We start from the raw sequence: 25,370 nt of genomic DNA, 5'->3' as shown, positions 1-25,370 counted from the left end.
GGCGAAACCACAGCCAGGCGACACCTGACGCACAGCCAACCCCGAGGTCACGCCCCGGGAGGCGCGGGTAGCGTCGTCGACGGGCGTCACCCGAACGACGCACCACCGCACCAGGACCCGCACCCCGAGAGGCACCACCCGTGAGCACCACCGCACCGACCGACGTCCTGAGGAGAATGGCCCGCGTCATCACGCGCACCGTCTCGTCCGACCTCGTCCAGGTGTCGACCCCCGACCGCGTGCTCGGCCACGTCCGGGCCGAGCAGGGCACGTTCGTCGCCCTCCGCGGAGCCGACCCCCGCTGGGGCGAGGTCGTCGGGCGCTACCCCTCCGAGGGGCTCGCCCTCGAGGCGCTGCGCCAGCGCAAGCGCTCGATCTGACGCGTCGCCCGTCCCGGGCGTGACGCGCGGGTGACGGTAGCTGTGCATCGCCTCACCGTTCCGTCGCCCGGGCCTCTTGGCCGCGACACCGCCGTGCATCATGCGTCAGGCTCGACGGATGCCTTGGATCCAGCTCGCCATCTCGCTCGTCGCCGCCGTCGTCCTCACCTTCGTGGTCTCGGCGGTCGTGGGCGCCGTCGTGGGCGTCGTCGCCAAGCGCAAGGAATGGGCGCAGGCCTTCGTCACGCGCATGCGTCGGCCGTTCCGCGTCACCCTGCTCGTCGTGTTGCTGGTCGTCGCCCTCACCACGTCGTTCGACTCGCTGCTGCCGGCCGACTACCCGGGCGAGGGCTGGGTGTCGCAGCTGTTCCGCTGCGCGATCATCGTCGTGGTCGCCTGGTTCGTCGGGGCACTCGCCATCTTCTTCGAAGACCTCGGGCTCTCGCGCTACCGGGTCGACACCCCCGACAACCGGGTGGCCCGCCGGGTGCGCACGCAGGTGCTCATCCTGCGGCGGCTGACCGTGGCGCTCATCGTCATCCTCGCCGCGGGCACCGTGCTGCTGGGCTTCCCGGGCGTCGAGGCCGTGGGGGCGAGCGTCCTCGCCAGCGCCGGCCTCGTCTCGGTGGTCGCCGGGCTCGCGGCGCAGTCCACCCTCGCGAACGTGTTCGCCGGCATCCAGCTCGCCTTCAGCGACGCCATCCGCATCGACGACGTGGTCGTGGTCGAGGGCCAGTGGGGCCTGATCGAGGAGATCACCCTGTCGTACGTCGTCGTGCACGTCTGGGACGACCGGCGTCTCGTGCTGCCCTCGACCTACTTCACGACCACGCCGTTCGAGAACTGGACGCGGCGCAACAGCGAGCTGCTTGGAGCCGTCGAGTTCGACCTCGACTGGCGCGTCGACCCCGGCGCCATGCGCAAGGAGCTCGACGTGATCCTCGCCGGCACCCACCTCTGGGACGGCCGGACCAAGGTGCTGCAGGTCACCGACGCCCAGGCCGGCTACGTGCGGGTGCGGGTGCTCGTGACCGCCAAGGACGCGGCCACCCTCTTCGACCTGCGGTGCCTCGTGCGCGAGGACCTCATCGCCTGGCTGCACGCGAAGAGCCCGCAGTCGATCCCGCGGACGCGCGTGCAGATGGTCGAGGCCGAGCCCGCGTCGAAGGGCCGTCCCGCACGGTCCACCTCGGACGCGTCGGGCCTGTTCAGCGGTGACAACGCCGACTCCGAGCGCACGGCGGCGTTCACGGCGGCCATCCCGATCCACGACATCGCCGAGTACGAGGCCAGCCTCGGGGCCGAGGCCGAGCGCGACCCGCACGTCGCCGGTCGTCCGGGCGGGAGTCCGACCGGCCGACCCGACGGCGACCCGTCGGGTCCGACGCCCGGCGTCCGCGGGCGTCGCTGACGCGCCGGTCGCGACCCGGCCACACGACGAAGGAGGCGCGCCCCGCCAGAGCGGGATGCGCCTCCTTCGTGTCTCGGCCCGACGTCAGTCGTCGTCGTTCGCGGCCTCGATCACGTTGCCCACGGCGATCGCGGTGGACGCCGCCCAGCTGATCGCCATGAGGGCGAGGCGCCAGTCGCGCGGGCCGGCGCTCAGGCTCTTGAGCAGGCTGATGCCGGAGAAGATCGCGCTGATGATCGCGCCGTTGAAGAGGAATTTGCGCACGGTGGGGCTCCCAGGGGTCGTTTCGCCCACGGTACCGCGTGGCGCCCGGCGAGTCCGGGTGGGGGTAGGTTGAGCTGCCCGGCGTCCCGTGCCGGTGCGTCCCGCGGTCGAAGGAGAATGCCGTGCGCACTGCCGTGCTCGGAGGGGTGTTCGTCGTGCTCGGCCTCGTCGCCGTGGTCACCGGCGTCCTGACCGGTGACGAACTCGTGGCCCTGGTCGAACGGGTCGCCCCCGTGCTCGGCTTCGTGGTCGGCCTGACGATCGTCGCCGAGCTGGCGGCCGAGGCCGGGCTGTTCGCCTGGCTGGCGTCCGCGTCGGCCCGGCTCGCCCACGGCCGCGTGCTCGTGCTGTGGCTCTTCGTCGTCGCGCTCGCCGTGCTGTGCACGGTGTTCCTGTCGCTCGACACGACCGCCGTGCTGCTGACCCCCGTGGTCGTCATCGTCGCGCGCCACGCGGGCCTGCCGCCGATGCCCTTCGCCCTGACGACGGTGTGGCTGGCGAACTGCGCCTCGATGCTGCTGCCGGTGTCGAACCTGACCAACCTGCTGGCCCTGCACGAGCTCGGGTCGCCGGCTCCCGTGCAGTTCGCCGCGCTGGTCGCGCCGGCGGCCGTCGTCGGCGTCGTGGTGCCGGTGGTCGCCATCGCACTGCGCTACCGGCGTCAGCTCGTCGGTCGCTTCGAGGCGCCGTCGGCCGAGCCGGTCGCCGACCGCGTGCTGTTCGGCGTCGCGGCGGTCGCGACCGGACTGCTCGTGCCGGCCCTGGTCTCGGGCCTCGAGGTGTGGATCCCCGCGGCGGTCGCCGCGCTCGTGCTCGTCGTGGCGACGGCGGTGCGTCGACGGGGAGTCCTGCGCCTCGGGCTCGTGCCGTGGGGCACGTTGCTCTTCGCCGGGGGACTCTTCCTGGTCGTCGAGGCCGCCCACTCGCTGGGACTCGCCGACCTGCTCGGCGCCGTCGTCGGCACGGGCGACCAGTTGCCCGACCTGCTCCGCCTGGCGGGCGGCAGCGCCGTCGCCGCCAACGTGGCCAACAACCTGCCGGCCTACCTCGCCCTCGAGCCCGTCGCCGGGTCGCCCCTGCGACTCGTCGCCGTGCTCGTCGGGGTCAACATCGGCTGCCTCGTCACGCCGTGGGCGTCGCTCGCGACGTTGCTCTGGCACTCGCGGCTGTCGTCGATGGGCGTCGAGGTGTCGTGGGGCCGGTTCATGCTCGCCGGACTCGGTGTCGCGGCCGTCGCCGTGCCGCTCGCGGTGGTCGCGACGGCGCTGTTCGTCTGAGGTGGTCGGGCGCTCGTGCCCGCCGTCGGCGCGGTCGCGAGGTGACGACGCGCGAACGCGAGGGTCTGCCTCAGCGAGGTGACCCGCGCCTCCTCGTCGCCCCGGGTGTGCACCTCGGCCGCGACGGTGCCCGACCACCCCGACCGGGCCAGGTGGGTCAGCACCTCCGCCACCGGCTGGGTGCCCCGGCCGGGCACGAGGTGCTGGTCGTGCAGGCCGCCCGGGCGCGGCGAGATGACGCCGTCGGTCAGGTGGACGTGGCGCAACCGCGGCCCGAGCGCCAGGGCGAGGTCGAGCGCGTCGCGCCCGGCGACGGCGGCGTGCGAGAAGTCGAGGGTGGCCGCGTCGACGTCGACCGTCGAGGGATCGTGACCGGGCCGGTAAGGGTCGAGGCCGACAGGGCCGAGCCGCAGCGGGAACATGTTCTCGACCGCGAGGGTGACGCCCGTGGACTCGGTGATCTCGCGGACCACCTCGACGAAGCGGGCCGCGTACGACCGCTGCCAGGCGAACGGCGGGTGCACGACGACGGTCGCGGCACCCAGCTCGAGGGCCAGCTCGGCCGACCGGCGCAGCTTGTCGACCTGGTCGCGGCCGAACGCGAAGTGCGCGACGGGCAGCACGGGCGCGTGCACCGACAGCACCGGCAGCCCCCAGCGGGTCGTCGCGGCCCGGAGCAGTCCGGCGTCACGGGTCGATCGGTCGGCGGTCACCATCACCTCGACCCCGTCGTACCCGGTGAGCCGCGCCAGCCGGAAGGCCTCGTCGGTCGACAGCGGGAAGACGCAGGACGTGCTCATTCCGACCGTGGTCACGCGGCCAGGCTACGACCGTCGGGCCGCTCGGACGGCGCTCCGGAGGTGAACGGTGCGCGAACGCCCGGCTACAGCCAGTCGCGGCGTCTGAACTGCCACCAGAGCACGCCGCCGATCGCGACGATCAGCACGCACGACGTGACGAAGCCCGCGGGGGACTGGAACCCCGGGTAGGGCACGTTCTGCCCGTAGAAGCCCGTGATCGCCGTCGGCACCGCGATGATCGCCGCCCAGCTCGTCACCTTCTTCATGATGAGGTTCATGCGATTGGACTGCAGGTTGAGGTTGGTGTCGAGGATCGTCGACACCAGGTCGCGCAACGAGTCGTTCTGCTCGGCCACGCGCAGCACGTGGTCGTAGACGTCCTGGAAGTACGGCTGCATGTCGGCGTCGACCTCCTTCAGGTCGCGACGCAGCAGCGTGTTCAGCACCTCGCGCATCGGCGACGCCACCCGGCGCAGCTGGACGAGGCTCTTGCGCAGCGCGAACGAGCGCTTCTGGACGTCGATCGTGCGGGGCTTCGGGTCGAAGAGGTCCTCGGCGATGCCCTCGATCTCGTCGTCCAGGGCATCCGTGGCCTCGAAGTGCCGGTCGACCACGCAGTCGAGCAACCCCCAGAGCAGGTACGTGACGCCGTGCGACGCGAGGTCCTTGTTCTGGTCGTAGGTCGTCTCGAGCCGCGAGACGTCGAAGTCGGGGTGGTGGATCGTCACCAGCGCCCGCCGCGAGATGAACGCCTTGACCTCGCTCGGGGTCAGGACGCCGCTGGCCCGGTCGAACTGCACGTCGTACAGGGCCGCGAAGAGGTGCCCGTCGTAGCGGTCGATCTTCGGGCGCTGCCCGTCCTGCAGGGCGTCCTCGACCGCGAGTTCGTGCAGGCCCAGCTCGTCCTCGAGGGCGGCGAGGTCGTCGGCGGTGGGGTCGGTGAAGTCGACCCAGACGTGGCAGCCGTCGGTCTCGAGGTGGTCGCTCACCTCGTGCAACGGGAACCCGTGGGCGATCAGCTCGCCCCCGCGGTACGCCCGCGTGATGGTGGTGGTGCCGGACGGGGTGCCCCGGTCGGCGGCGCCGGGGGAGCCCTCGGCGCGTGGGGGACGGGTGTCGGTCATGAGGCGCATGCTATTCCCGTGACCTCGTACACGAAGCAGCGTGCCGACGCCCCCGCGGGCTTCTTCGAGGCCGAGGCCGCCGGGCTCGCCTGGCTCGCCGAGGCCACGCCCCGAGGAGGCGCGCGCACCGTGGGCGTCCGGGCCGCGTCCCCGGGGCGCATCGACCTCGACCCCGTGCACGAGGTCCGCCCCACGGCCGAGGCCGCCCGGGCCTTCGGCGCGGCGCTCGCGGTGACCCACGCGAGCGGTGCGGACGCGTTCGGCGCGCCTCCTCGGGGGTGGACGGGGCCGTGCTTCATCGGCAGCCGGGCGATGACCGTCCGCCCGAAGGCGACCTGGGGAGTGTTCTACGCCGAGCAGCGGGTCCTGCCGTACGCGCGCGTCGCGGTGCAGGCGGGAACCCTCGACCGCTCGGGCCTCGAGACCGTCGAGCGCGCCTGCCGCCTCGTCTCCGACGGTGCGTTCGACGACGACGGGGCCCCGGCGCGGCTGCACGGCGACCTGTGGAGCGGCAACGTGCTCTTCGACGACGGGGGAGTGGTGATGATCGATCCCGCCGCCCACGGCGGGCACCCCGAGACCGACCTGGCGATGCTGGCCCTGTTCGGCTGCCCGCACCTCGACGACGTGCTGGCCGGGTACGACGCGCGCTCGCCGCTGCGCGAGGGGTGGCGGGGCCGTGTGCCGCTGCACCAGTTGCACCCGCTGGCCGTGCACGCCGCCGGTCACGGGCCGAGCTACGGCACAGCGCTCGTCCGGGCGGCCGAGGCGACCCTGCGGCTGGCCTGACCGCGTCGGCGCCGGGGTACGCGACCGCCCGGGTGGCGCGTCGGGTGCCGCTGATAATCTGGCCGTCCCGCGTCCGTGCGGGCGACCGACAGGAGCTGACCGACCCCCATGCCTGACACCCCCGAACGGTACGGCTTCGTCGTCGTCTCCAACCGCCTGCCCGTCGACCGCGTCATCGCCGACGACGGCTCCGCCTCGTGGCAGCACTCGCCCGGCGGTCTCGTCACCGCCCTCGAGCCGGTCATGAAGGCCAACGACGGCGCGTGGGTGGGCTGGGCCGGGCAGCCCGACCTCGAGTTCGAGCCCTTCGAGTCCGACGGCATCGAGATCGTGCCCGTCCCGCTCAGCGCCGACGAGGTGCAGAGGTACTACGAGGGCTTCAGCAACGACACGCTCTGGCCGCTCTACCACGACGTCATCGCCGCACCCACGTACCACCGCGTCTGGTGGGAGTCCTACGTGCAGGTCAACCAGCGCTTCGCCGACCGGGCCGCCGAGATCACCGAAGAGGGCGGCACCATCTGGGTGCAGGACTACCAGCTGCAGCTCGTGCCGAAGATGCTGCGCGAGGCCCGACCCGACGTCACCATCGGGTTCTTCAACCACATCCCCTTCCCGCCGCTCGGCATCTTCTCGCAGTTGCCGTGGCGTCAGCAGATCGTCGAGGGCCTGCTCGGCGCCGACGTGATCGGGTTCCAGCGGGCCGACGACGCCTCGAACTTCTCGCGTGCCGTCCGGCACCTGCTCGGCTACTCGACGACCCGGCCCTACATCGAGGTGCCCGTCGACGACGAGTCCGCGCCGGTCTCGCGTCGGGGCACGAAGGTGCGCCGCGTGCTCGCCAAGCACTTCCCGATCTCGATCGACGCCGCGAGCTACGAAGAACTGGCCGCGCGACCCGACGTCCAGGCCAGGGCGCGCGAGATCCGCGAGGGCCTCGGCAACCCCAAGACGATCATGCTGGGCGTCGACCGCCTCGACTACACCAAGGGCATCCGGCACCGGATGAAGGCCTTCGGCGAGCTGCTGGCCGACGGCCGGCTGAGCGTCGAGGACGCCACGCTCGTGCAGGTCGCGAGCCCGAGCCGCGAGCGGGTCGAGACCTACAAGCTGCTGCGCGACGAGATCGAGCTGACGGTCGGCCGGGTCAACGGCGACTACGGCACGATGAGCCACACGGCCATCAGCTACCACCACCACGGGTACCCGCGCGAAGAGATGGTGGCGCTCTACCTCGCGGCCGACATCATGCTCGTCACGGCCCTCCGCGACGGCATGAACCTCGTCGCGAAAGAGTACGTGGCCGTGCGACGCGACAACGACGGGGTGCTCGTGCTCAGCGAGTTCGCCGGTGCGGCCGACGAGCTCAAGAGCGCCCTGCTGATCAACCCGCACGACATCGGCGGCCTCAAGAACACCATCATGCGGGCCGTCGAGATGCCGAAGCGCGACCGCACCACGCGCATGCGGGCGCTGCGGCGGCGGGTGCTCGAGAACGACGTGGCCAAGTGGTCGGCGTCGTTCTTGCAGGCGCTCGAGAACGTCCGTCCGGGGCAGCAGATCACCCCCGTGTCGGCCGACGGCGCGACGGGCGGTGACGCCTCGTGACCACTGCCGACGCCCTGGCCCTCAGCGACGCGCTCGGTCGCCTCGCGACGACCCCGCGCCTCCTGGTCGCCCTCGACTTCGACGGCACGCTGGCCCCCGAGGTCGACGCGCCCCTGCAGGCCAGGGCCCTGCCCGAGGCGATGGACGCCATCCGACGCCTGTCGGCGCTCGACCAGACCACCGTCGCCCTGGTGTCGGGTCGCGACCTCGCGTCGCTCGTCGAGGTCAGCCGGACGCCCGACGAGGTGCTGCTCGTCGGGTCGCACGGCATCGAGGTGCGGGTCGACGGTCACGAGACCTCGCTGAGCGACGACGAACGAGCCGCGAGGGAGCGCCTGTCCGAAGCCGTCCACGGTGTCGCCGAAGGGCGGGAGGGCGTGTTCGTCGAAGAGAAGCCCGCCGGTCTGGCGCTGCACACCCGGCTCGCCGACGAGGCCACGACCGAGGCGGTCCACGAGGCCGCCCGCGAGGCCGTCGGCGCCCTCGGCGGCATGCACGAGCGGGTGGGCAAGAACGTCCTCGAGTTCGCGGTGCGGGCCACCGGCAAGGACGACGGCATCGAGCGCCTGCGCGAGGTCGTGGGTGCCACCGGCGTGCTCTACGCGGGCGACGACGTCACCGACGAGGACGGCTTCCGGGCGCTCGGTGAGGGCGACCTGTCGCTGAAGGTCGGGCCGGGCGAGACCCGCGCGATGCACCGCGTCGCCGACCCCGCCGCCGTGGCCGACCTGCTCGCCGAGCTGGCCGGTCTGCGCGAGCACCTGGGGCATGCCTGAGGTCGCATGCTTTGCACGGTCGTGATGCTCCGGTCTGAGCATTCTCAGGTCATCGCAAGGTAGTCTGTACACCCCGCCGCGACTACCCGCCACCGCTCGCCCGAGACGGTCCGGCGAGGTCGCCAGCCGACGGAGGTCCCCGTGATCGTAGTCCTGACAGCGTTCGCCGTGGCGGCCGTCGTCGTGGCCTGCGTCGGTGGTCGCCTGGGTCGTTCGCTCTTCGTCTGGGCGTCGATCGTGCCCTTCGCCGCCTTCGTCGTCACGGCCCTGCAGGGCCCGGCGGTGCTCTCGGGCGAGGTGCCGGTCGAGGCCGTGCCGTGGATCCCTCAGCTCGCCATCTCGCTCACGCTGCGCATGGACGTGCTCGCCTGGGTGCTGGCGCTGGTCGTCACGGGCGTCGGCGGCCTCGTGCTCGTCTACTGCGCGCGCTACTTCGCCCGCGACGAAGCCGGGCGGGCCCGCTTCGCCGCCGTGCTCGTCGCCTTCGCCGGTGCGATGTACGGGCTCGTCACGAGCGACGACGTCTTCGTGCTCTTCGTCTTCTGGGAGGCCACGAGCGTCTTCTCGTACCTCCTGATCGGGCACTACACCGCCAAGCAGGCCAGCCGCGGGGCCGCGCTGCAGGCCCTCATCGTCACGACGGCCGGCGGCCTCGCGATGCTCGTCGGGCTCGTGATCCTCGCCGTCCAGGGGGGCACGAGCTCGCTCTCGCAGCTGGTCGAGAACCCGCCGTCGGGCACCGTCGTGACCGTGGCCGTCGTCCTCGTGCTCGTCGGCGCCCTGTCGAAGTCGGCGCTCGTGCCGTTCCACTTCTGGCTGCCAGCCGCCATGGCCGCACCCACCCCGGTGAGTGCCTACCTGCACGCCGCGGCGATGGTCAAGGCGGGCATCTACCTCGTCGCGCGCCTCGCCCCCGGCTACCACGACCAGCCGGGCTGGCAAGAGATCATCGTGACCGTCGGCGTCGTCACCATGGTCCTCGGTGGCTACCGCGCCCTGAGGCAGCACGACCTCAAGCTCGTGCTGGCCTACGGCACGGTCAGCCAGCTCGGGTTCCTGACGATCGTCGTCGGCTTCGGCACGCGTGACGCCGCCCTCGCCGGCCTCGCCCTGCTCGTCGCCCACGCCCTGTTCAAGTCCACGCTCTTCCTGGTGGTCGGCGTCATCGACCACCGGACGGGCACGCGCGACCTTCGGAAGCTCTGCGGGCTGGGCCGGCAGGCACCCGTCCTGCTCGTGGTGACCGTCCTCGCCCTCGCCTCGATGGCCGGCGTTCCCCCGACCTTCGGCTTCGTCGCGAAAGAGGCGGTGCTCACGGCCCTCTACGACGACGCCGTCACGGGGTCGGTCTGGGGCGTCGTCGCCCTCGTGGGCGTCGTCGTGGGCTCGATCCTGACGACGGCCTACAGCCTGCGCTTCTTGTGGGGTGCCTTCGGCCGCAAAGAGGGGGTCGGTCCGGTCGAGTTCGTGCGAGAGCACGTCGACTTCCTGCTGTCGCCGATGGTGCTCGCCGTCGCCGGTCTCGTGCTCGGCCTGGTCTCGTACCAGGTGGGCCCGGTCTTCGCCCGGTACGCCGACACGCTGCCCGCCGGGGTCGGCGAGCACGAGCCGTACTACCTGGCGCTCTGGCACGGCGTCGAGCCGGCACTCGGCTTCACCGCCGTCTCGCTCGGGGTGGGGGCCCTGCTGTTCTGGCAACGCGACCGGGTCGCTCGGGTGCAGAAGGCCGTCTCGTTCCTGCCCCGCGCCTCCGACGGGTACGTCCGCATCATGGCGACCGTCGACCGCACGGCCTCGCTGACGACCGCGACGACGCAGCGCGGTTCGTTGCCCTTCTACCTCGCGACCATCCTCGTCGTCTTCATCGCCTCGTCGGTCGTGACGCTCGCGATCAACGGCAGCTGGCCGACGACCGCCGTGCTCTGGGACTACCCGGCACAGTTGGCCATCGGAACCCTGATGATCATCGGGGCCATCGCCTCGGCGCTCTCGAACAAGAGGTTCCAGGCGGTCGTCCTCGTCGGCGTGACCGGCTACGGCATGGCGGCCCTGTTCGCCCTGCACGGCGCACCCGACCTGGCCCTCACGCAGGCTCTCATCGAGACCATCACGCTCATCGCGTTCGTCCTGGTGCTGCGTCGCCTGCCCGCCCGCCTGGGGGAGCGCAACGGTCGGACCCACCGGGTCGCCCGCGCGGTCATCGGCGTCTCGGTCGGCTCGGTGATGGCCGCCATCGCCGTCGTCGCCCTCGGCGCGCGGCCCGGCCCGACCATCTCGGGGGCGTTCCCCGAGCTCGCCGTCGACGGCGGACACGGACGCAACGTCGTCAACGTGACCCTCGTCGACATCCGAGGGTGGGACACCATGGGCGAGATCGCCGTGCTGATCGTCGCCGCCACGGGCGTCGCCAGCCTGGTGTTCCTCACCTCGCGCGCCGACGTGCTGCCCCGGCCCGAGAGACGCACCCGCGCCCAGCGCTTCCTGGCCCGCGTCCGGCCCGTCCGTGAACCGGCACCCGTGGTGCCCGACGGCGGCACCACCGTCCAGATCGGCGACAGCACCGAGGGCGACCGTCGGGCCTGGCTGCTGGCCGGTCGCAAGCTCGCGCCGCAGAACCGGTCCATCCTGCTCGAGGTCGTGGTCCGGCTGATCTTCCACGCCATCATCGTCGTGTCGATCTACCTGCTCTTCGCCGGGCACAACACCCCGGGTGGGGGCTTCGCCGGCGGTCTCGTCGCGGGCTTCGCGTTCGTCGCCCGCTACCTCGCCGGTGGCCGCTACGAGCTCGGCGCCGCCGCCCCCCTCGACGCCGGCAAGTTGCTCGGTGCCGGCCTCCTGACGGTCACGGCCACCGCCCTCGTCCCGCTCTTCTTCGGCGTCGACGCCCTCACCTCGACCTGGTTCGAGGCCGAGGTGCCCCTGCTCGGGCACATCGAGTTCGTGACCAGCACCTTCTTCGACATCGGCGTGTACCTCGTCGTCGTCGGGCTGGTGCTCGACGTCCTGCGGAGTCTCGGGGCCGAGGTCGACCGCCAAGAAGAAGAGGACGCGCCCGGTCACCCGGGCGAGGTCTCCGAGCCCCGAGAAGAGGCGCTCCCCGTGTCCGTCGCCGGTACTTCCCCGACCGGGCGGGGTGACGCATGAGCGTCTCACTCGTCCTGATCGTCGTCATGGCCGCGCTGTACGCCTGCGGTGTCTACCTGCTGCTCGAGCGCAGCATGACCCGGGTGCTGCTGGGCTTCCTGCTGGTCGGCAACGCGACGAACATCCTGATCCTGATCATGTCCGGCCGTCGGGGTGCCGCACCGATCGTCGACGGCCAGGCCGACCCGGCCGAGTTCGCCGACCCCCTGCCCCAGGCGTTCGTGCTGACGGCCATCGTCATCACCTTCGGCATCTCGGCCTTCATGCTCGCGCTGATCTACCGGTCGTGGCGACTCGCCCAGGGCGACACCCTGGCCGACGACGCCGAAGACCTCGAGATCGGACGTCGCGGCGTCCCGGCCGAAGAGGAGTCCGAGCAGGGCGACGGCGACGACGAGGCCGGCGGCGACAGCGAGTTCGGCGACCGGGCCGAGGCAGCCGTCCCGGCAGACGACCGGGGCCCGCAGGGCGACCGTGCACACCACGACGAGAAGGGCGACCGAGCATGAACTCCAGCTACCTCGTCCCGCTCGTCGTCCTGGTCCCGCTGCTCGGCGCGGCGGCCGCCCTGATCGCCGGGCGTCGTCCGCGGCTGCAGGCGGTCGTCTCGATCGTCGCGCTGGCCCTCGTGGTCGTCATCAGCCTCGTGCTGCTGGTGGTGGTCGACTCCCAGGGGGCCATCGCCGTCCAGGTGGGCGGCTGGGAGGCCCCGTTCGGCATCACGCTCGTCGTCGACCGGCTCGCGGCGTTGATGCTGAGCATCTCGTCGATCGTCCTGTTGGCCGTCTTCGTCTTCTCGGTGGGGCAGGGGCAGGCCGACGGTGACGGCGAGGCGCCCGTCTCGATCTACAACCCGACGTACCTGATCCTCGCGACCGGCGTGTTCAACGCCTTCATCGCCGGCGACCTCTTCAACCTCTACGTGGGCTTCGAGATCCTGCTCGTGGCCAGCTACGTCCTGATCACCCTCGGGGGCACCGAGCAGCGCATCCGCGCGGGCGTCGTCTACATCGTCGTCAGCCTCGTGTCGTCGGTGCTCTTCCTGGCGTCGATCGCGATGATCTACGGCGCGCTCGGCACGGTCAACATCGCCGACATCGCCCAGAAGATGGACACGATCCCGCCCGACGTGCAGACGATTATCCACGTCATGCTGCTGACGGCGTTCGGCATCAAGGCCGCGATCTTCCCGCTGTCGTTCTGGTTGCCCGACTCGTACCCGACGGCCCCGGCGCCGGTCACGGCCGTGTTCGCCGGCCTGCTCACCAAGGTGGGCGTCTACGCCATCATCCGCACCGAGACGGTCCTCTTCGTCGAGAGCAACGTCAACGTGTACCTGTTGATCATCGCCCTGCTGACCATGACCGTCGGCATCCTGGGTGCGGTGGCCCAGGCCGACATCAAACGGCTGCTCTCGTTCACCCTGGTCAGCCACATCGGCTACATGATCTTCGGCATCGCCCTCGGCACGGTCGAGGGCCTGGCAGCCACCATCTACTACGTCGTGCACCACATCACGGTGCAGACCACGCTCTTCCTCGGTGCGGGCCTCATCGAACGACGGGGTGGGACGGCGTCGATCACGCGGCTCGGGGGCCTGCTCAAGGCCGCGCCGATCGTCGCCGTGCTGTTCTTCATCCCGGCCCTCAACCTCGGCGGCATCCCGCCGTTCTCGGGCTTCATCGGCAAGGTGGCGCTCTTCGAGGCCGGGGCCCGACTCGACGACCCCCTGGTCTACGTGTTGATCGGTGCCGGGGCGCTCACGTCGCTCCTGACCCTCTACGCCCTGATGCGGGCTTGGAACCTCGCGTTCTGGCGCCCGAAGGCCGACGTCGAGGACCACGAGTCACCGTTCACCGAACACCTCGAAGAGGCACCGGGACGCGTGGCGGTGCAGCAGCGCCGGACCAACCCCCGCACCATGGTGGGTGCGACGGCGGGCATGGTGCTCGTCTCGCTCGTGCTGACCTTCGCCGCGGGCCCGCTCTACGGCGTCGCCGAACGCGCGGCCGGTCGGGTCTACGGCTCGAACGACTACGTGCAGACGGTGTTCCCCGACGGTGAGGGCGAGACGGCCACCGACCCGTCGTCGCCCGAGCCCGAACCAGCCTCCGACACCACCGACGAGGGGAGCATCCCGTGACCGGTCGCCCCACGCGTGGCGAGGTCGGGCGCAGCCTCGCCCGGCAACTGCCGCTGCTCGTCGGCCTGGTCGTCCTCTGGATGGCCTTGTGGAACCAGTTCACGGTGCTCGCGTTCGTCACCGGCGTCGCCGTCGCGCTCCTGGTGACCCGCGTGTTCTTCCTGCCGCCCGTCGAGCTCAGCGGCCGGTTCAACCTCTGGTACGCCGTGGTCTTCCTGGCGCACTTCCTGGTCGACCTGGTGCGCGCCTCCGTCATCGTCGCCTGGCAGGCCGTGCGTCCCCGCGGGGTCGACTCGAACGCGATCGTCGCGGTGCAGCTGCACACCCGGTCGGACTTCATCATGACCCTGGTGGCCGAGGCGATCTCGCTCGTGCCCGGCTCGCTCGTGGTCGAGGCCGACCGCGAGCGGTCGATCTTGTACCTGCACGCGCTGGCCGTCGAGGACCTCGACGGCGTCGAGGCCGTCCGTCACGGCGTCCTCGTCGTCGAGGCGCGTCTCGTCCGGGTGCTCGGCAGCGACGACGACCGACGCCGGATCTCCGACGGCACCCCGGCCGCGGCCGAGGTGCACGACCCGGTCAGCCCGTCCTCGTCCCACGAAGGAGGCCCCTCGTGACCGTCGTCGCCTACGTCGTCGGCGCGCTGTTCGCGTTCGCCGGTCTCGCCTCGGTCATCCGCATCGTGCGGGGGCCGTCGATCCTCGACCGCATGATCGCGTCCGACATGCTGCTGACGACCCTGATCTGCGTCCTCGCGGCCGACATGGTCTTCAACGGCCACACCCGGACGATCCCGGTCATCCTCGCCCTCGCCCTGACGGCCGTCCTGGGGACGATCACGGTGGCGCGCTACGTGTCGAAGCAGGACCCCTCGTGATCCCCGAAGCCGTCTACGACGTCGCCGCCTCGATCATGCTGATCGCGGGGGCGCTGCTCTCCCTGGCCGCGGGCATCGGCCTGCTGAGGTTCCCCGACGCCCTGTCACGGATGCACGCCGCCACCAAGCCGCAGATCTTCGGGCTCATCCTCGTGCTGGCCGCGATCGCCCTCGACCAGCACACGGTCGGCACCATCGCGTCGCTGCTCGTCGTCCTGGTCTTCCAGATGCTGACCGCTCCCATCTCGGCCCACATGATCGGGCGTGCGGGGTACCGCAACGGCGACCTGCTGCGCGAGCAGCTCGTCGTCGACGAACTCGACGACGCCGTGGCCCGCGCGGCGGGCGAGATCGCCGAGACCACCGAGGGCGACGCCGCCGACCTCGACGTGTCCGACCTCCCGGTCGGGTCGGCCGACGCCCTCGCGGTCGAGCTCGACCGCGTGGGCGACTCGTCCGGTCTCGACGACAGCAAGGGCGACGACCCTGAGCGCGACCACGAGGGTCGACGCACCCGGTCGGGCGGCGACGCGTCGGGGGAGCCGGGCGAGCTCTGAGGTCGTCGGCGTCGGCCTCGGCGTCGGTGGACCGGGTAGGCGCGCTCACGCCCTAAACTCGACCCATGCCAGAGAAGCCCACCCCGGACGGGATCGACATCAAACCCCGCAGCCGCGTCGTCACCGACGGCGTCGAGGCCACCACGTCACGAGGCATGCTCCGTGCCGTCGGCATGGGCGACGAAGACTGGAGCAAGCCCCAGATCGGCATCGCCAGCAGCTGGAACGAGATCACCCCCTGCAACCTGTCGCTCGACCGGCTGGCCCAGGGCGCCAAAGAGGGCGTCCACGCCGGGGGCGGCTACCCGCTGCAGTTCGGCACGGTCTCGGTGTCCGACGGCATCTCGATGGGGCACGAGGGCATGCACTTCTCGCTCGTCTCGCGTGAGGTCATCGCCGACAGCGTCGAGGTCGTCATGAACGCCGAGCGTCTCGACGGTTCGGTGCTGCTCGCCGGGTGCGACAAGTCGCTGCCCGGCATGCTCATGGCCGCGGCCCGGCTCGACCTCGCCAGCGTCTTCCTCTACGCGGGCAGCGTCGCCCCCGGTTGGGTCAAGCTCAGCGACGGCACCGAGAAGAACGTCACCATCATCGACTCGTTCGAGGCGGTCGGGGCCCACAAGGCCGGCAACATGAGCGACGACGACCTCAAGGCCATCGAGTGCGCGATCGTCCCCGGCGAGGGCGCCTGCGGCGGCATGTACACGGCGAACACGATGGCGAGCGTGGCCGAGGCCCTGGGCATGAGCCTGCCCGGTTCGGCCTCGCCGCCGTCGGCCGACCGTCGACGCGACTACTTCGCCCACCGCTCGGGCGAGGCCGTGGTCGAGATGCTCCGCCAGGGCATCACGACGCGCGACATCCTGACGAAAGAAGCGTTCGAGAACGCCATCGCGGTCGCCATGGCGTTCGGCGGCTCGACGAACGTCGTGCTGCACCTGCTCGCCATCGCGTACGAGGCCGAGGTCGACCTCACCATCGACGACTTCAACCGCATCGGCGACAAGGTGCCGCACATCGGCGACCTCAAGCCCTTCGGCAAGTACGTCATGAACGACGTCGACCGCATGGGCGGCGTGCCCGTCGTCATGAAGGCCCTGCTCGACGCGGGTCTGCTGCACGGCGACTGCCTGACGGTCACCGGCAAGACCGTCGCCGAGAACCTCGAGTCGATCAAGCCCAAGCCGCTCGACGGCGAGGTGCTGCGGACCCTCGACGACCCGATCCACGCGACCGGCGGCCTGACGGTGCTCAGTGGTTCGATGGCACCCGAGGGTGCCGTGGTCAAGACGGCCGGCTTCGACGCCTCGGTGTTCGAGGGCCCGGCCAAGGTCTTCGAGCGCGAACGCGGCGCCATGGATGCCCTGACCGAGGGGCGCATCGAGGCCGGCGACGTGGTCGTCATCCGCTACGAGGGCCCCAAGGGCGGCCCCGGCATGCGCGAGATGCTCGCCATCACGGCGGCCATCAAGGGCGCTGGGCTCGGCAAAGATGTACTACTCTTGACGGACGGACGATTCTCAGGCGGCACAACCGGCCTGTGCATCGGCCACATAGCACCCGAAGCGGTCGACTCCGGTCCGATCGCCTTCGTGCGCGATGGTGACTTGATTCGGGTCGACATCGCCGCTCGCTCGATCGACCTACTCGTCGACGCCGCTGAGCTGGACGCCCGCCGAGACGGCTGGGCCCCGCTTCCCCCGCGGTACACCCGCGGTGTCCTCGCGAAGTACGCACGCCAGGTCCGCTCCGCGGCAGAGGGCGCCGTCACCTACTGACGCCCCGCCCGATCGCCCGGCGCGTCACCCCCGCACGCGGCCCGAGCCGCCCCGTCACCAGCGATCACCGACCACGAAGAGGGAACCGGCACCGATGCCTGCAGAGTCCACCCCCACACCCGGCACCGCGACGCGGACGGCCCGGCCCGCCGCCGGCGCGTCCGTCGGGTCGCCCGCCGCGCCTCCCGTGCTGACCGGGTCCGGTGCCATCCTCAAGTCGCTCGAGCACCTCGGCGTGACCGACGTCTTCGGGCTGCCCGGCGGCGCGATCATCCCGTTCTACGACGAGCTGATGGCCTCGACGGCGATCCGGCACATCCTGGTCCGCCACGAGCAGGGCGCCGGTCACGCCGCCGAGGGCTACGCGGCGGCGTCCGGCCGCGTCGGCGTCGCCATCGCGACGTCCGGCCCCGGCGCGACGAACCTCGTCACGGCCATCGCCGACGCGTACATGGACAGCATGCCGCTGCTGGCCATCACCGGGCAGGTCTTCTCGACCCTCATGGGCACCGACGCCTTCCAGGAGGCCGACATCGTCGGCATCACCATGCCGATCACGAAGCACTCGTTCCTGGTGACCAAGCCGGAAGACATCCCGGCGACGCTCGCCGCGGCCTACCAGATCGCGAGCACGGGTCGTCCCGGCCCGGTGCTCGTCGACATCACCAAGGACGCGCAGCAGAACAGCGCGCCCTTCGTCTGGCCGCCCGTGGTCGACCTGCCCGGCTACCGGCCGGTCACGAAGGCACACGGCAAGCAGATCACCGCCGCGGCGCAGATGATCGCCGACGCGAAGCAGCCGGTCTTCTACGTCGGCGGCGGCGTCATCCGCGCCGGCGCCTCGGCCGAGCTGAAGGCGCTCGTCGAGCTCACCGGGGCCCCCGTCGTCACCACCCTCATGGCCCGGGGAGCCTTCCCCGACACCCACCCGCAGCACCTCGGGATGCCCGGCATGCACGGCACGGTGCCGGCCGTGCTCGGCCTGCAAGAGAGCGACCTCATCATCGCCCTCGGTGCGCGGTTCGACGACCGGGTGACCGGCAAGGCCGAGCTGTTCGCGCCCGGCGCGAAGGTCGTCCACGTCGACATCGACCCGGCCGAGATCTCGAAGATCCGCATCGCCGACGTGCCCATCGTGGGCGACGCCAAGGTCGTCATCCCCGACCTCACGAGCGCGTTCGCCGAGGTCACGGGCGGCGTCAAGCCCGACATCGCGGCCTGGTGGGAGCACCTCGACGGGCTCCGCGAGCAGTTCCCGCTCGGCTACACCCAGCCCGATGACGGCCTGCTGTCGCCGCAGGCGATCATCCAGCGCATCGGGCAGCTCTCGGGCCCCGAGGCGATCTACGCCTCCGGCGTCGGCCAGCACCAGATGTGGGCCGCCCAGTTCATCGAGTACGAGCGCCCGCACGCCTGGCTCAACTCCGGAGGCGCGGGCACGATGGGCTACTCCGTCCCGGCCGCCATGGGCGCCAAGGTCGCGCAGCCCGACCGTGTGGTGTGGGCCATCGACGGCGACGGGTGCTTCCAGATGACCAACCAAGAACTCGCCACCTGCGTCATCAACGACATCCCGATCAAGGTCGCGATCATCAACAACTCGTCGCTCGGCATGGTGCGGCAGTGGCAGACGCTCTTCTACGAGGGGCGCCACTCGTTCACCGACCTCAACACCGGGCACGAGACCCGCATGGTGCCCGACTTCGTCAAGCTGGCCGACGCCTACGGCGCCCTCGGCATCCGGGTCCGCACCGAAGACGAGGTCGACGCGGCCATCGAGCTCGCCCTCGCGACCAACGACCGACCGGTCGTCATCGACTTCGTCGTCAGCCGCGACGCGATGGTCTGGCCGATGGTGCCGCAAGGGGTCTCGAACTCCGAGATCCAGCACGCCCGTGCCCTCGCTCCCGAGTGGGACGACGAGGCGCCCGGCACGAGCGCCTCCGACACCACCCGCGACGGCGACATGACCGGAGAACACGCATGAGCCACGTCCTGTCCCTGCTCGTCGAAGACAAGCCGGGTCTGCTGACCCGCGTCGCCGGGCTCTTCGCCCGGCGCGGGTTCAACATCGAGAGCCTCGCCGTCGGCAAGAGCGAGGTCGAGGGGCTCAGCCGCATCACGGTCGTCGTCGACGTCGAAGAGCTGCCGCTCGAGCAGGTCACCAAACAGCTCAACAAGCTGATCAACGTGATCAAGATCGTCGAGCTCGACTACTCGCAATCCGTGCAGCGCGAACACCTGCTGATCAAGGTGCGCGTCGACAACACGACCCGCTCGCAGGTGCTCGAAGCCGTCACCCTCTTCCGCGCCTCGGTCGTCGACGTGTCGACCGACGCCCTCGTCATCGAGGTCACCGGTGACACCGGCAAGACGACCGCGTTGCTCCGAGTTCTCGAGCCCTACGGCATCAAGGAGATCTCGCAGTCGGGCCTGCTCGCCATCGGGCGCGGCGCGAAATCGATCACCGACCGCGTCTTCAAGAACTGACCCCTCGAGGGGCCGCCACCCGCGCCTCCTCGTCCCGACACCCCATCGTCAACACCCAAGGAGAACCACCACCGTGACTGAAATCGTCTACGACAACGACGCCGACCTGTCGATCATCCAGGGCAAGAAGGTCGCCGTCATCGGCTACGGCTCGCAGGGCCACGCCCACGCGCTGAACCTCCGCGACTCGGGCGTCGAGGTCGTCGTTGGGCTCAAAGAGGGTTCGAAGAGCCGCGCGAAGGCCGAAGAGGCCGGCTTCACCGTCCAGACGCCCGCCGAGGCCTCGGCCTGGGGCGACGTCATCGTGATCCTCGCGCCCGACCAGGTGCAGCGTCACGTCTACGCCGACGACATCGCCCCGAACCTCGCCGACGGCAAGGCGCTCGTGTTCGGTCACGGCTTCAACATCCGCTTCGGCTACATCGAGGCGCCCGAGGGCGTCGACGTCCTGCTGGTCGCCCCGAAGGGCCCGGGCCACACCGTGCGTCGCGAGTTCGAGGCCGGCCGTGGCGTCCCCGTCATCGTGGCCGTCGAGCAGGACGCCTCGGGCTCGGCCTGGGACCTCGCCTGGTCGTACTCCAAGGGCATCGGCGGCCTGCGCGCCGGCGGCATCAAGACCACGTTCACCGAAGAGACCGAGACCGACCTCTTCGGCGAGCAGGCCGTGCTCTGCGGTGGCACCTCCCAGCTGATCCAGTACGGCTTCGAGACCCTCACCGAGGCCGGCTACCAGCCGCAGATCGCCTACTTCGAGGTGCTGCACGAGCTCAAGCTGATCGTCGACCTCATCTGGGAGGGCGGCCTGGCCAAGCAGCGCTGGAGCGTCTCCGACACCGCCGAGTACGGCGACTACGTGTCGGGCCCCCGCGTCATCACGCCCGACGTGAAGGAGAACATGAAGGCCGTCCTCGCCGACATCCAGTCGGGTGCCTTCGCCAAGCGCTTCATCGACGACCAGGACGCGGGTGCCCCCGAGTTCCAGGAGCTGCGCAAGAAGGGCGAGGAGCACCCCATCGAGGCCACCGGCCAAGAGCTGCGCGCCCTCTTCGCCTGGAAGCAGCAAGACAACGACTACGTCGACGGCAGCGCCGCACGCTGACCGACGTCACACCCGAACCACCCGCGAGGGCCCCGCACCACCCGGTGCGGGGCCTTCGCGCCGTCGGTCGGCCCGACGACCTCGTGGCATGATCTAAGGCATGGCTCACAGCAAGAAGGCCGTGCACTTCGGCGCCGGCAACATCGGTCGGGGCTTCGTCGCCCAGTTCCTCCACGCGAGTGGCTACGAGGTCGTCTTCGCCGACGTGAACGACGACCTGATCGGGGCGCTGCAGTCGCAGCCGTCGTTCGAGGTCCACGAGGTGGGCGCAGACAGCCGCACCACCGTCGTCGACGACTACCGGGCGATCAACAGCCGCACCGACGAGGCCGCCCTGGTCGCCGAGATCGCCACGGCCGACGTCGTGACGACCGCGGTCGGCGCGCGCATCCTGCCGTTCGTCGCGCCCGTCATCGCCCAGGGCCTCGCCGCGCGATCCGCCGACCTCGCGCCCTTGGCCGTCATCGCCTGCGAGAACGCCATCAACGCGACCGACTCGCTGGCCGTCGCCGTGCGCGAGCACGACCCGGCCGAGAACGCCGTCTTCGCCAACTGCGCCATCGACCGCATCGTCCCCGAGCAGGCCGGCGGCACGCTCGACGTGACGATCGAGTCGTTCTTCGAGTGGGTCGTCGAGAGCACCCCCTTCGGTGAGCACCGTCCCGAGATCCAGGGGGTCACCTGGGTCGACGACCTCGAGCCCTTCATCGAGCGGAAGCTCTTCACGGTGAACACCGCCCACGCGGCAGCCGCGTACCACGGGTTCCGCAAGGGGCTCGCGAGCATCCGAGAGGCGCTCGACGACGCCGAGGTCATGGCCGAGGTCCGTGGCGTGCTCGCCGAGACCAAGGCCTTGCTCGTCGCCAAGCACGAGCTCGACGCCGACGAGCAGCAGGCGTACATCGAGAAGAACCTCGTCCGCATCGCCAACCCGCACCTGCCCGACACCACCGAGCGGGTCGGCCGCAACCCGTTGCGCAAGCTGAGCCGTCACGAGCGGTTCGTCGGTCCGGCGGCCCAGGCCGCCGAGCGCGGGCTGCCCTACGACGCGCTCGTCCGTGCCGTCCGCGCGGCCCTCGACTTCTCGGTGCCCGACGACGTCGAGAGCGTCGAACTGCAGTCGCTGCTGGTCTCCGGCCTCGGCGCCGACGAGTTGACCCGCACGCTGACCGGCGTCCAGGACGACCACCCGCTGTATCCCGCACTCCTCGCGGCGGTCTCGTCCAAGCTCACGGCATGACGCCTGCCGAGCCGCAGGCTCCGGCCGGCGGCGACCCCGACGACGCCCTGACCTGGGGTGACGAGGCCGACAGCAGCCACGTCGAGGGTCCGGCCCCGTCGGCCAGGGTGCGACGGGTCCGGGCTCGTGACGCCGACGAGGCGGATGACGCCCCCGACGAGGCCGACGAGACGGATGACGACGACGACGACGGTCCCGCCGTCATGAGCTCGGGCTCGCTCATCGTGCACGGCGTGTTCGGTGGTGTTTTCCTGCTCTGGGCGGCCGGCTGGATCGTCGCCGTGGGGGACTTCACGAACCCCTTCACCGATGCGATCTCGTCCGTCATGTGGAACCTCGGCGAGCTCTTCGCCGTCGCCGCACCCCTCGCCTGGTTCGTCGCCGTCATCGTGCTGGTCCCCACGGTCCGCACGCGACGTCGCCTCGCCGTGATGGCCCTCGGCGCGCTCCTCGTGGCGCCCTGGCCGCTCGTCATCGGGGGTCCGGCATGAGCGACCTCGGCCGCGCCTCCGTGCCCGGGGCGGGTCGCGACCACGACGCCGTCTCGGTGACGGCGGGCGACGCGAGCGAACCGGGCCGCGCCTCCTTCTTCTTCTACCTGGCGGTCGCGATCGTCTTCGCGGCGGCCTTCGCGTTCGACCTGTTCGAGGCGATCTCCAACCTGGTGCTGGTGCCGCAGGTCTTCACGCAGAACAACGACTTCTACCGCGAGAACGGGCTCGACGGGTTGATCGTGCAGCCGCCGTGGCTGCCGTTGATCGTCGGGGTGGTCGTGCCACCGCTGGCCTTCGTCGGCGCGATCGTCGTCGGTCGCCGCCACGAGCTCTGGAAGTTCACCCTCGTGCTGTTCGCCGCCCTGGGTCTCGTGGCCGCCGTCTCGCTCACGCTGACGGCCTACGTCACGACCGTCTGACCCCGGCCGAGGAGGCGCGGGTCGGCTCGTCGACGGCGCTCGGCACCACCGCGTCATGTGGACGTCACACGCCGGACGAGTCGATAGAGTCGTGGGCAGCCGCGCCCACGGCGCGTCGCGGCCCCTGACCGAACACCACCCAGAGAAGGACGTCCGCCCCGTGGCCAAGCCCGTCGTGTTGATCGCAGAAGAACTGTCACCCGCAACCGTCGAGGCCCTCGGGCCCGACTTCGACGTGCGATCGGTCGACGGCACCGACCGCCCCGCCCTGCTGGCGGCCCTGGCCGACGCCGAGGCGATCCTCGTCCGGTCGGCGACCCAGGTCGACGCCGAGGCCATCGCGGCCGCGCCGTCGCTCAAGGTCGTGGCCCGCGCCGGCGTCGGTCTCGACAACGTCGACATCAAGGCCGCCACCACGGCCGGCGTCATGGTCGTCAACGCCCCGACCTCGAACATCATCTCGGCCGCCGAGCTGACCGTCGGGCACATCCTGAGCCTCGCCCGGCACATCCCGGCCGCCCACTCCGCCCTGGCGCAGGGGCAGTGGAAGCGCTCGAAGTACACCGGTGTCGAGCTCTACGAGAAGACGGTCGGCATCGTCGGGCTGGGCCGCATCGGCGCCCTGATCACCGCGCGCCTGCAGGCGTTCGGCGTGAACGTCGTCGCCTACGACCCCTACGTGACCCCCGCCCGCGCCCAGCAGCTCGGCGTGACGCTGCTCTCGCTCGACGACCTGCTCGCCACGAGCGACTTCGTCACGATCCACATGCCGAAGACGCCCGAGACGACCGGCATGATCGGACTCGAGCAGATGAAGGCCATGAAGAAGTCGGCCTTCGTCGTGAACGTGGCGCGCGGCGGGCTCATCGACGAGGACGGCCTGTACGAGGCCCTCACGACCGGCGAGATCGCCGGGGCCGGCCTCGACGTGTTCGTGAAGGAGCCCCCGGTCGACCAGAAGCTGCTCGGTCTCGAGAACGTCGTGGTCACCCCGCACCTCGGCGCCTCGACCGACGAGGCACAAGAGAAGGCCGGCGTCTCGGTCGCCCGGTCGGTGCGCCTCGCCCTCGGGGGCGAGCTCGTGCCCGACGCGGTCAACGTTGCGGGTGGCGTGATCGACCCCTACGTCCGCCCCGGCATCCCCCTGGTCGAGAAGATCGGGCAGGTCTTCTCGGGCCTCGCCGACAGCCCGCTGACGAGCGTCGACGTCGAGGTGCGGGGCGACCTGGTCGAGTTCGACGTCAGCGTGCTCAAGCTGGCGGCCCTGAAGGGCATCTTCACCAACATCGTCAGCGAGTCGGTCAGCTACGTGAACGCGCCGCTGCTCGCCGAGCAGCGCGGCATCACGGTGCGGCTGCTCACCGACCCCACCAGCGACGAGTACCGCAACGTCATCACCCTGCGCGGCTCGTTGAGCGACGGCTCGCAGATCTCGGTGTCGGGCACGCTGACCGGCACGAAGCAGGTCGAGAAGATCGTCGAGATCAACGGGTACGACGTCGAGGTGCCCATCGCGGCCCACCACCTCGTGATGGTCTACACCGACCGTCCCGGCATCGTCGCGGTCTACGGTCGCGAGTTCGGCGACGCCGGCATCAACATCGCCGGCATGCAGATCGCCCGCCGGAGCGCCGGTGGTCAGGCGCTCAGTGTGCTCACCATCGACAGCCCCGCGCCCGACGAGCTCGTCGAGAAGGTGCGCGTGGCCATCGACGCGCAGGTGCTGCGCGAGATCGACGTCACGCTCTAGCCACCCCGGACGACGAACCGCCCCACCCTGGCCGTGCCGGGGGAGGGGCGGTTCGTCGTCCGGGCGCCCGACGCCCGGCACCGGACGTCCGGTGCCGGGCCTAGAGTTCGAGGGACTCGTGGGCCTCGAGCTTGACGGCGTCGCCGCCGACCGACTGTGCGGATGCCTTCATGCGGTCGAAGTGCATGGCGAGTCCGGGCGCGGAGAGGGTCTGCTCGTGCGTGGGGAACGCCAGGCGGGGTTTGACGGCCGCGACGTAGTCGATGACCTCGGCCACCTTGAGCCACGGGGCGCCGACGGGCGCGGCCAGTACGTCGACGGGCACGGGCGGGACGGTGAACTGGTCGCCCGGGTAGAACAGCGACCCGTCGACGAGCACGCCGACGTTGTCGATCACCGGGATGCTCTCGTGGATGACCGCGTGACGTGAGCCGTAGAACGCGAGCGTGAACGGGCCGACCTCGACGGTGTCGCCCTCGGCGACCACGTGCACGTCGAAGGACTCGGCCGCGGCGGCCACGCCCTCGGGCCCGTAGATCGTGGCCGACGGGTTCGACGCCAGCAGGTTCGTCAGCTGGTCGGGCGTCCAGTGGTCGGCGTGTTCGTGCGTGACGACGACGGCGTCGACGTCGTGCAGGTCGACCAGGGGGCTCGTGAACGAGCCCGGGTCGACGACGAGCTTGCGGCCGTCCGTCTCGAGGATCAGGCAGGCGTGTTCGAGTTTCGTGAGGCGCATGAGAGCGACTGTACGCGCGTGCGCGAGGGCGGACCCGGCACGCCGGTGCCCCGATTTGTGACGGGCTGGCGCGGTGTGGCATACTCGACGAGTTGCAAATACGGCCCCATCGTATAGCGGCCTAGTACGTCGCCCTCTCACGGCGGTAACACGGGTTCGAATCCCGTTGGGGTCACCAGCACCACCACGAAACCGCTCGGCTGCCGCCGGGCGG

Annotated in this window: 23 protein-coding genes, 1 tRNA gene and 1 pseudogene; 21 read left to right on the top strand and 4 right to left on the bottom strand. The window is 70.9% G+C overall.

What is annotated here, in order from left to right:
- Positions 1-140 precede the first annotated feature (140 nt).
- Together ASG05_RS03660 and ASG05_RS03655 are read left to right on the top strand one after the other, a co-directional pair.
- Complete coding sequence (locus tag ASG05_RS03660) at positions 141-380, top strand: hypothetical protein (protein WP_143048533.1); 240 nt, start codon at positions 141-143, stop codon at positions 378-380.
- A 118-nt stretch (positions 381-498) separates the two neighbouring features.
- A complete protein-coding gene (locus ASG05_RS03655) occupies positions 499-1,791 on the top strand; it encodes a mechanosensitive ion channel family protein (RefSeq protein WP_082486320.1) in 1,293 nt (430 codons plus the stop codon).
- A gap of 84 nt (positions 1,792-1,875) precedes the next feature.
- On the opposite strand, the gene ASG05_RS03650 is transcribed toward ASG05_RS03655, so the two are convergent.
- Positions 1,876-2,055, bottom strand: coding sequence for a hypothetical protein (locus ASG05_RS03650; protein ID WP_043593989.1), 180 nt, complete (start codon positions 2,053-2,055; stop codon positions 1,876-1,878).
- A gap of 122 nt (positions 2,056-2,177) precedes the next feature.
- Between ASG05_RS03650 and ASG05_RS03645 the strand changes: the two genes are divergently transcribed.
- Positions 2,178-3,332 carry an SLC13 family permease gene (locus ASG05_RS03645; RefSeq protein WP_056257403.1) on the top strand — a complete coding sequence of 385 codons (1,155 nt, stop codon included), beginning with the start codon at positions 2,178-2,180 and terminating at the stop codon, positions 3,330-3,332.
- 59 nt (positions 3,333-3,391) lie between these two features.
- On the opposite strand, the pseudogene ASG05_RS15700 reads toward ASG05_RS03645, so the two are convergent.
- Both ASG05_RS15700 and ASG05_RS03640 read right to left on the bottom strand, forming a co-directional pair.
- Positions 3,392-4,132 (bottom strand): annotated as a pseudogene (locus ASG05_RS15700) (sugar phosphate isomerase/epimerase family protein); the annotation flags it as partial.
- Positions 4,133-4,215: 83 nt separating this feature from the next.
- A complete protein-coding gene (locus ASG05_RS03640; RefSeq protein ID WP_082486440.1) occupies positions 4,216-5,256 on the bottom strand; it encodes a magnesium transporter CorA family protein in 1,041 nt (346 codons plus the stop codon).
- Between the two features lie 18 nt (positions 5,257-5,274).
- Here ASG05_RS03640 and ASG05_RS03635 point away from each other — a divergent pair, with 18 nt between their 5' ends.
- The 17 genes from ASG05_RS03635 (at position 5,275) to serA (ending at position 24,420) form a co-directional block, all read left to right on the top strand.
- Positions 5,275-6,045, top strand: a complete 771-nt coding sequence (locus ASG05_RS03635) for a fructosamine kinase family protein (RefSeq protein ID WP_082486318.1) — start codon at positions 5,275-5,277, stop codon at positions 6,043-6,045.
- Between the two features lie 108 nt (positions 6,046-6,153).
- Positions 6,154-7,653 (top strand): alpha,alpha-trehalose-phosphate synthase (UDP-forming), encoded by a 1,500-nt coding sequence (otsA, locus tag ASG05_RS03630; RefSeq protein ID WP_056257400.1) that lies wholly within the window; start codon positions 6,154-6,156, stop codon positions 7,651-7,653.
- Positions 7,650-8,429, top strand: coding sequence for a trehalose-phosphatase (gene otsB / locus ASG05_RS03625; RefSeq protein ID WP_056257397.1), 780 nt, complete (start codon positions 7,650-7,652; stop codon positions 8,427-8,429). The genes otsA and otsB overlap by 4 nt, the downstream gene beginning before the upstream one ends.
- A 141-nt stretch (positions 8,430-8,570) precedes the next feature.
- A complete protein-coding gene (locus tag ASG05_RS03620; protein WP_082486316.1) occupies positions 8,571-11,573 on the top strand; it encodes a Na+/H+ antiporter subunit A in 3,003 nt (1,000 codons plus the stop codon).
- The gene (locus tag ASG05_RS03615; RefSeq protein ID WP_082486314.1) at positions 11,570-12,082 is read left to right on the top strand and encodes a Na(+)/H(+) antiporter subunit C; all 513 of its coding nucleotides are present in this window, start codon (positions 11,570-11,572) and stop codon (positions 12,080-12,082) included. The genes ASG05_RS03620 and ASG05_RS03615 overlap by 4 nt, the downstream gene beginning before the upstream one ends.
- On the top strand, positions 12,079-13,716 hold the full coding sequence (locus tag ASG05_RS03610) for a Na+/H+ antiporter subunit D (protein ID WP_082486312.1): 1,638 nt from the start codon (positions 12,079-12,081) through the stop codon (positions 13,714-13,716). The genes ASG05_RS03615 and ASG05_RS03610 overlap by 4 nt, the downstream gene beginning before the upstream one ends.
- A complete protein-coding gene (locus tag ASG05_RS03605) occupies positions 13,713-14,333 on the top strand; it encodes a Na+/H+ antiporter subunit E (RefSeq protein ID WP_056257394.1) in 621 nt (206 codons plus the stop codon). Before ASG05_RS03610 ends, ASG05_RS03605 begins: the two co-directional genes overlap by 4 nt.
- Positions 14,330-14,593, top strand: a complete 264-nt coding sequence (locus tag ASG05_RS03600) for a monovalent cation/H+ antiporter complex subunit F (protein WP_056257391.1) — start codon at positions 14,330-14,332, stop codon at positions 14,591-14,593. Before ASG05_RS03605 ends, ASG05_RS03600 begins: the two co-directional genes overlap by 4 nt.
- Complete coding sequence (mnhG, locus tag ASG05_RS15695) at positions 14,590-15,150, top strand: monovalent cation/H(+) antiporter subunit G (protein WP_235491372.1); 561 nt, start codon at positions 14,590-14,592, stop codon at positions 15,148-15,150. Before ASG05_RS03600 ends, mnhG begins: the two co-directional genes overlap by 4 nt.
- Positions 15,151-15,215: 65 nt before the next feature.
- Positions 15,216-16,928, top strand: a complete 1,713-nt coding sequence (ilvD, locus tag ASG05_RS03590; protein WP_056257388.1) for a dihydroxy-acid dehydratase — start codon at positions 15,216-15,218, stop codon at positions 16,926-16,928.
- Positions 16,929-17,022: 94 nt separating this feature from the next.
- Positions 17,023-18,915 carry an acetolactate synthase large subunit gene (locus tag ASG05_RS03585; RefSeq protein ID WP_082486311.1) on the top strand — a complete coding sequence of 631 codons (1,893 nt, stop codon included), beginning with the start codon at positions 17,023-17,025 and terminating at the stop codon, positions 18,913-18,915.
- Positions 18,912-19,418 (top strand): acetolactate synthase small subunit, encoded by a 507-nt coding sequence (gene ilvN, locus ASG05_RS03580; protein ID WP_043593980.1) that lies wholly within the window; start codon positions 18,912-18,914, stop codon positions 19,416-19,418. The genes ASG05_RS03585 and ilvN overlap by 4 nt, the downstream gene beginning before the upstream one ends.
- A gap of 73 nt (positions 19,419-19,491) precedes the next feature.
- On the top strand, positions 19,492-20,517 hold the full coding sequence (gene ilvC / locus ASG05_RS03575) for a ketol-acid reductoisomerase (protein WP_056257386.1): 1,026 nt from the start codon (positions 19,492-19,494) through the stop codon (positions 20,515-20,517).
- A 100-nt stretch (positions 20,518-20,617) separates the two neighbouring features.
- The gene (locus tag ASG05_RS03570) at positions 20,618-21,757 is read left to right on the top strand and encodes a mannitol-1-phosphate 5-dehydrogenase (RefSeq protein WP_056257383.1); all 1,140 of its coding nucleotides are present in this window, start codon (positions 20,618-20,620) and stop codon (positions 21,755-21,757) included.
- Entirely contained in the window at positions 21,754-22,248 is a 495-nt protein-coding gene (locus ASG05_RS03565) for a hypothetical protein (RefSeq protein ID WP_056257376.1), read from the top strand. Before ASG05_RS03570 ends, ASG05_RS03565 begins: the two co-directional genes overlap by 4 nt.
- On the top strand, positions 22,245-22,670 hold the full coding sequence (locus ASG05_RS03560) for a hypothetical protein (RefSeq protein ID WP_056257372.1): 426 nt from the start codon (positions 22,245-22,247) through the stop codon (positions 22,668-22,670). The genes ASG05_RS03565 and ASG05_RS03560 overlap by 4 nt, the downstream gene beginning before the upstream one ends.
- Positions 22,671-22,830: 160 nt before the next feature.
- On the top strand, positions 22,831-24,420 hold the full coding sequence (gene serA / locus ASG05_RS03555) for a phosphoglycerate dehydrogenase (RefSeq protein WP_056258377.1): 1,590 nt from the start codon (positions 22,831-22,833) through the stop codon (positions 24,418-24,420).
- A 100-nt stretch (positions 24,421-24,520) separates the two neighbouring features.
- Here the strand turns inward: serA and ASG05_RS03550 are convergent, their stop codons facing one another.
- Positions 24,521-25,156, bottom strand: coding sequence for an MBL fold metallo-hydrolase (locus ASG05_RS03550; protein ID WP_056257370.1), 636 nt, complete (start codon positions 25,154-25,156; stop codon positions 24,521-24,523).
- Between the two features lie 102 nt (positions 25,157-25,258).
- Here ASG05_RS03550 and ASG05_RS03545 point away from each other — a divergent pair.
- Positions 25,259-25,334 (top strand) — tRNA-Glu (locus ASG05_RS03545).
- Positions 25,335-25,370 lie beyond the last annotated feature (36 nt).

Origin of the sequence: Frigoribacterium sp. Leaf186 (assembly GCF_001423905.1) — a bacterium.
Lineage (GTDB): Bacteria > Actinomycetota > Actinomycetes > Actinomycetales > Microbacteriaceae > Frigoribacterium.
The sequence above is the reverse complement of the archived record's forward strand: the minus strand, read 5'-3'. Positions and strand labels throughout refer to the sequence as shown.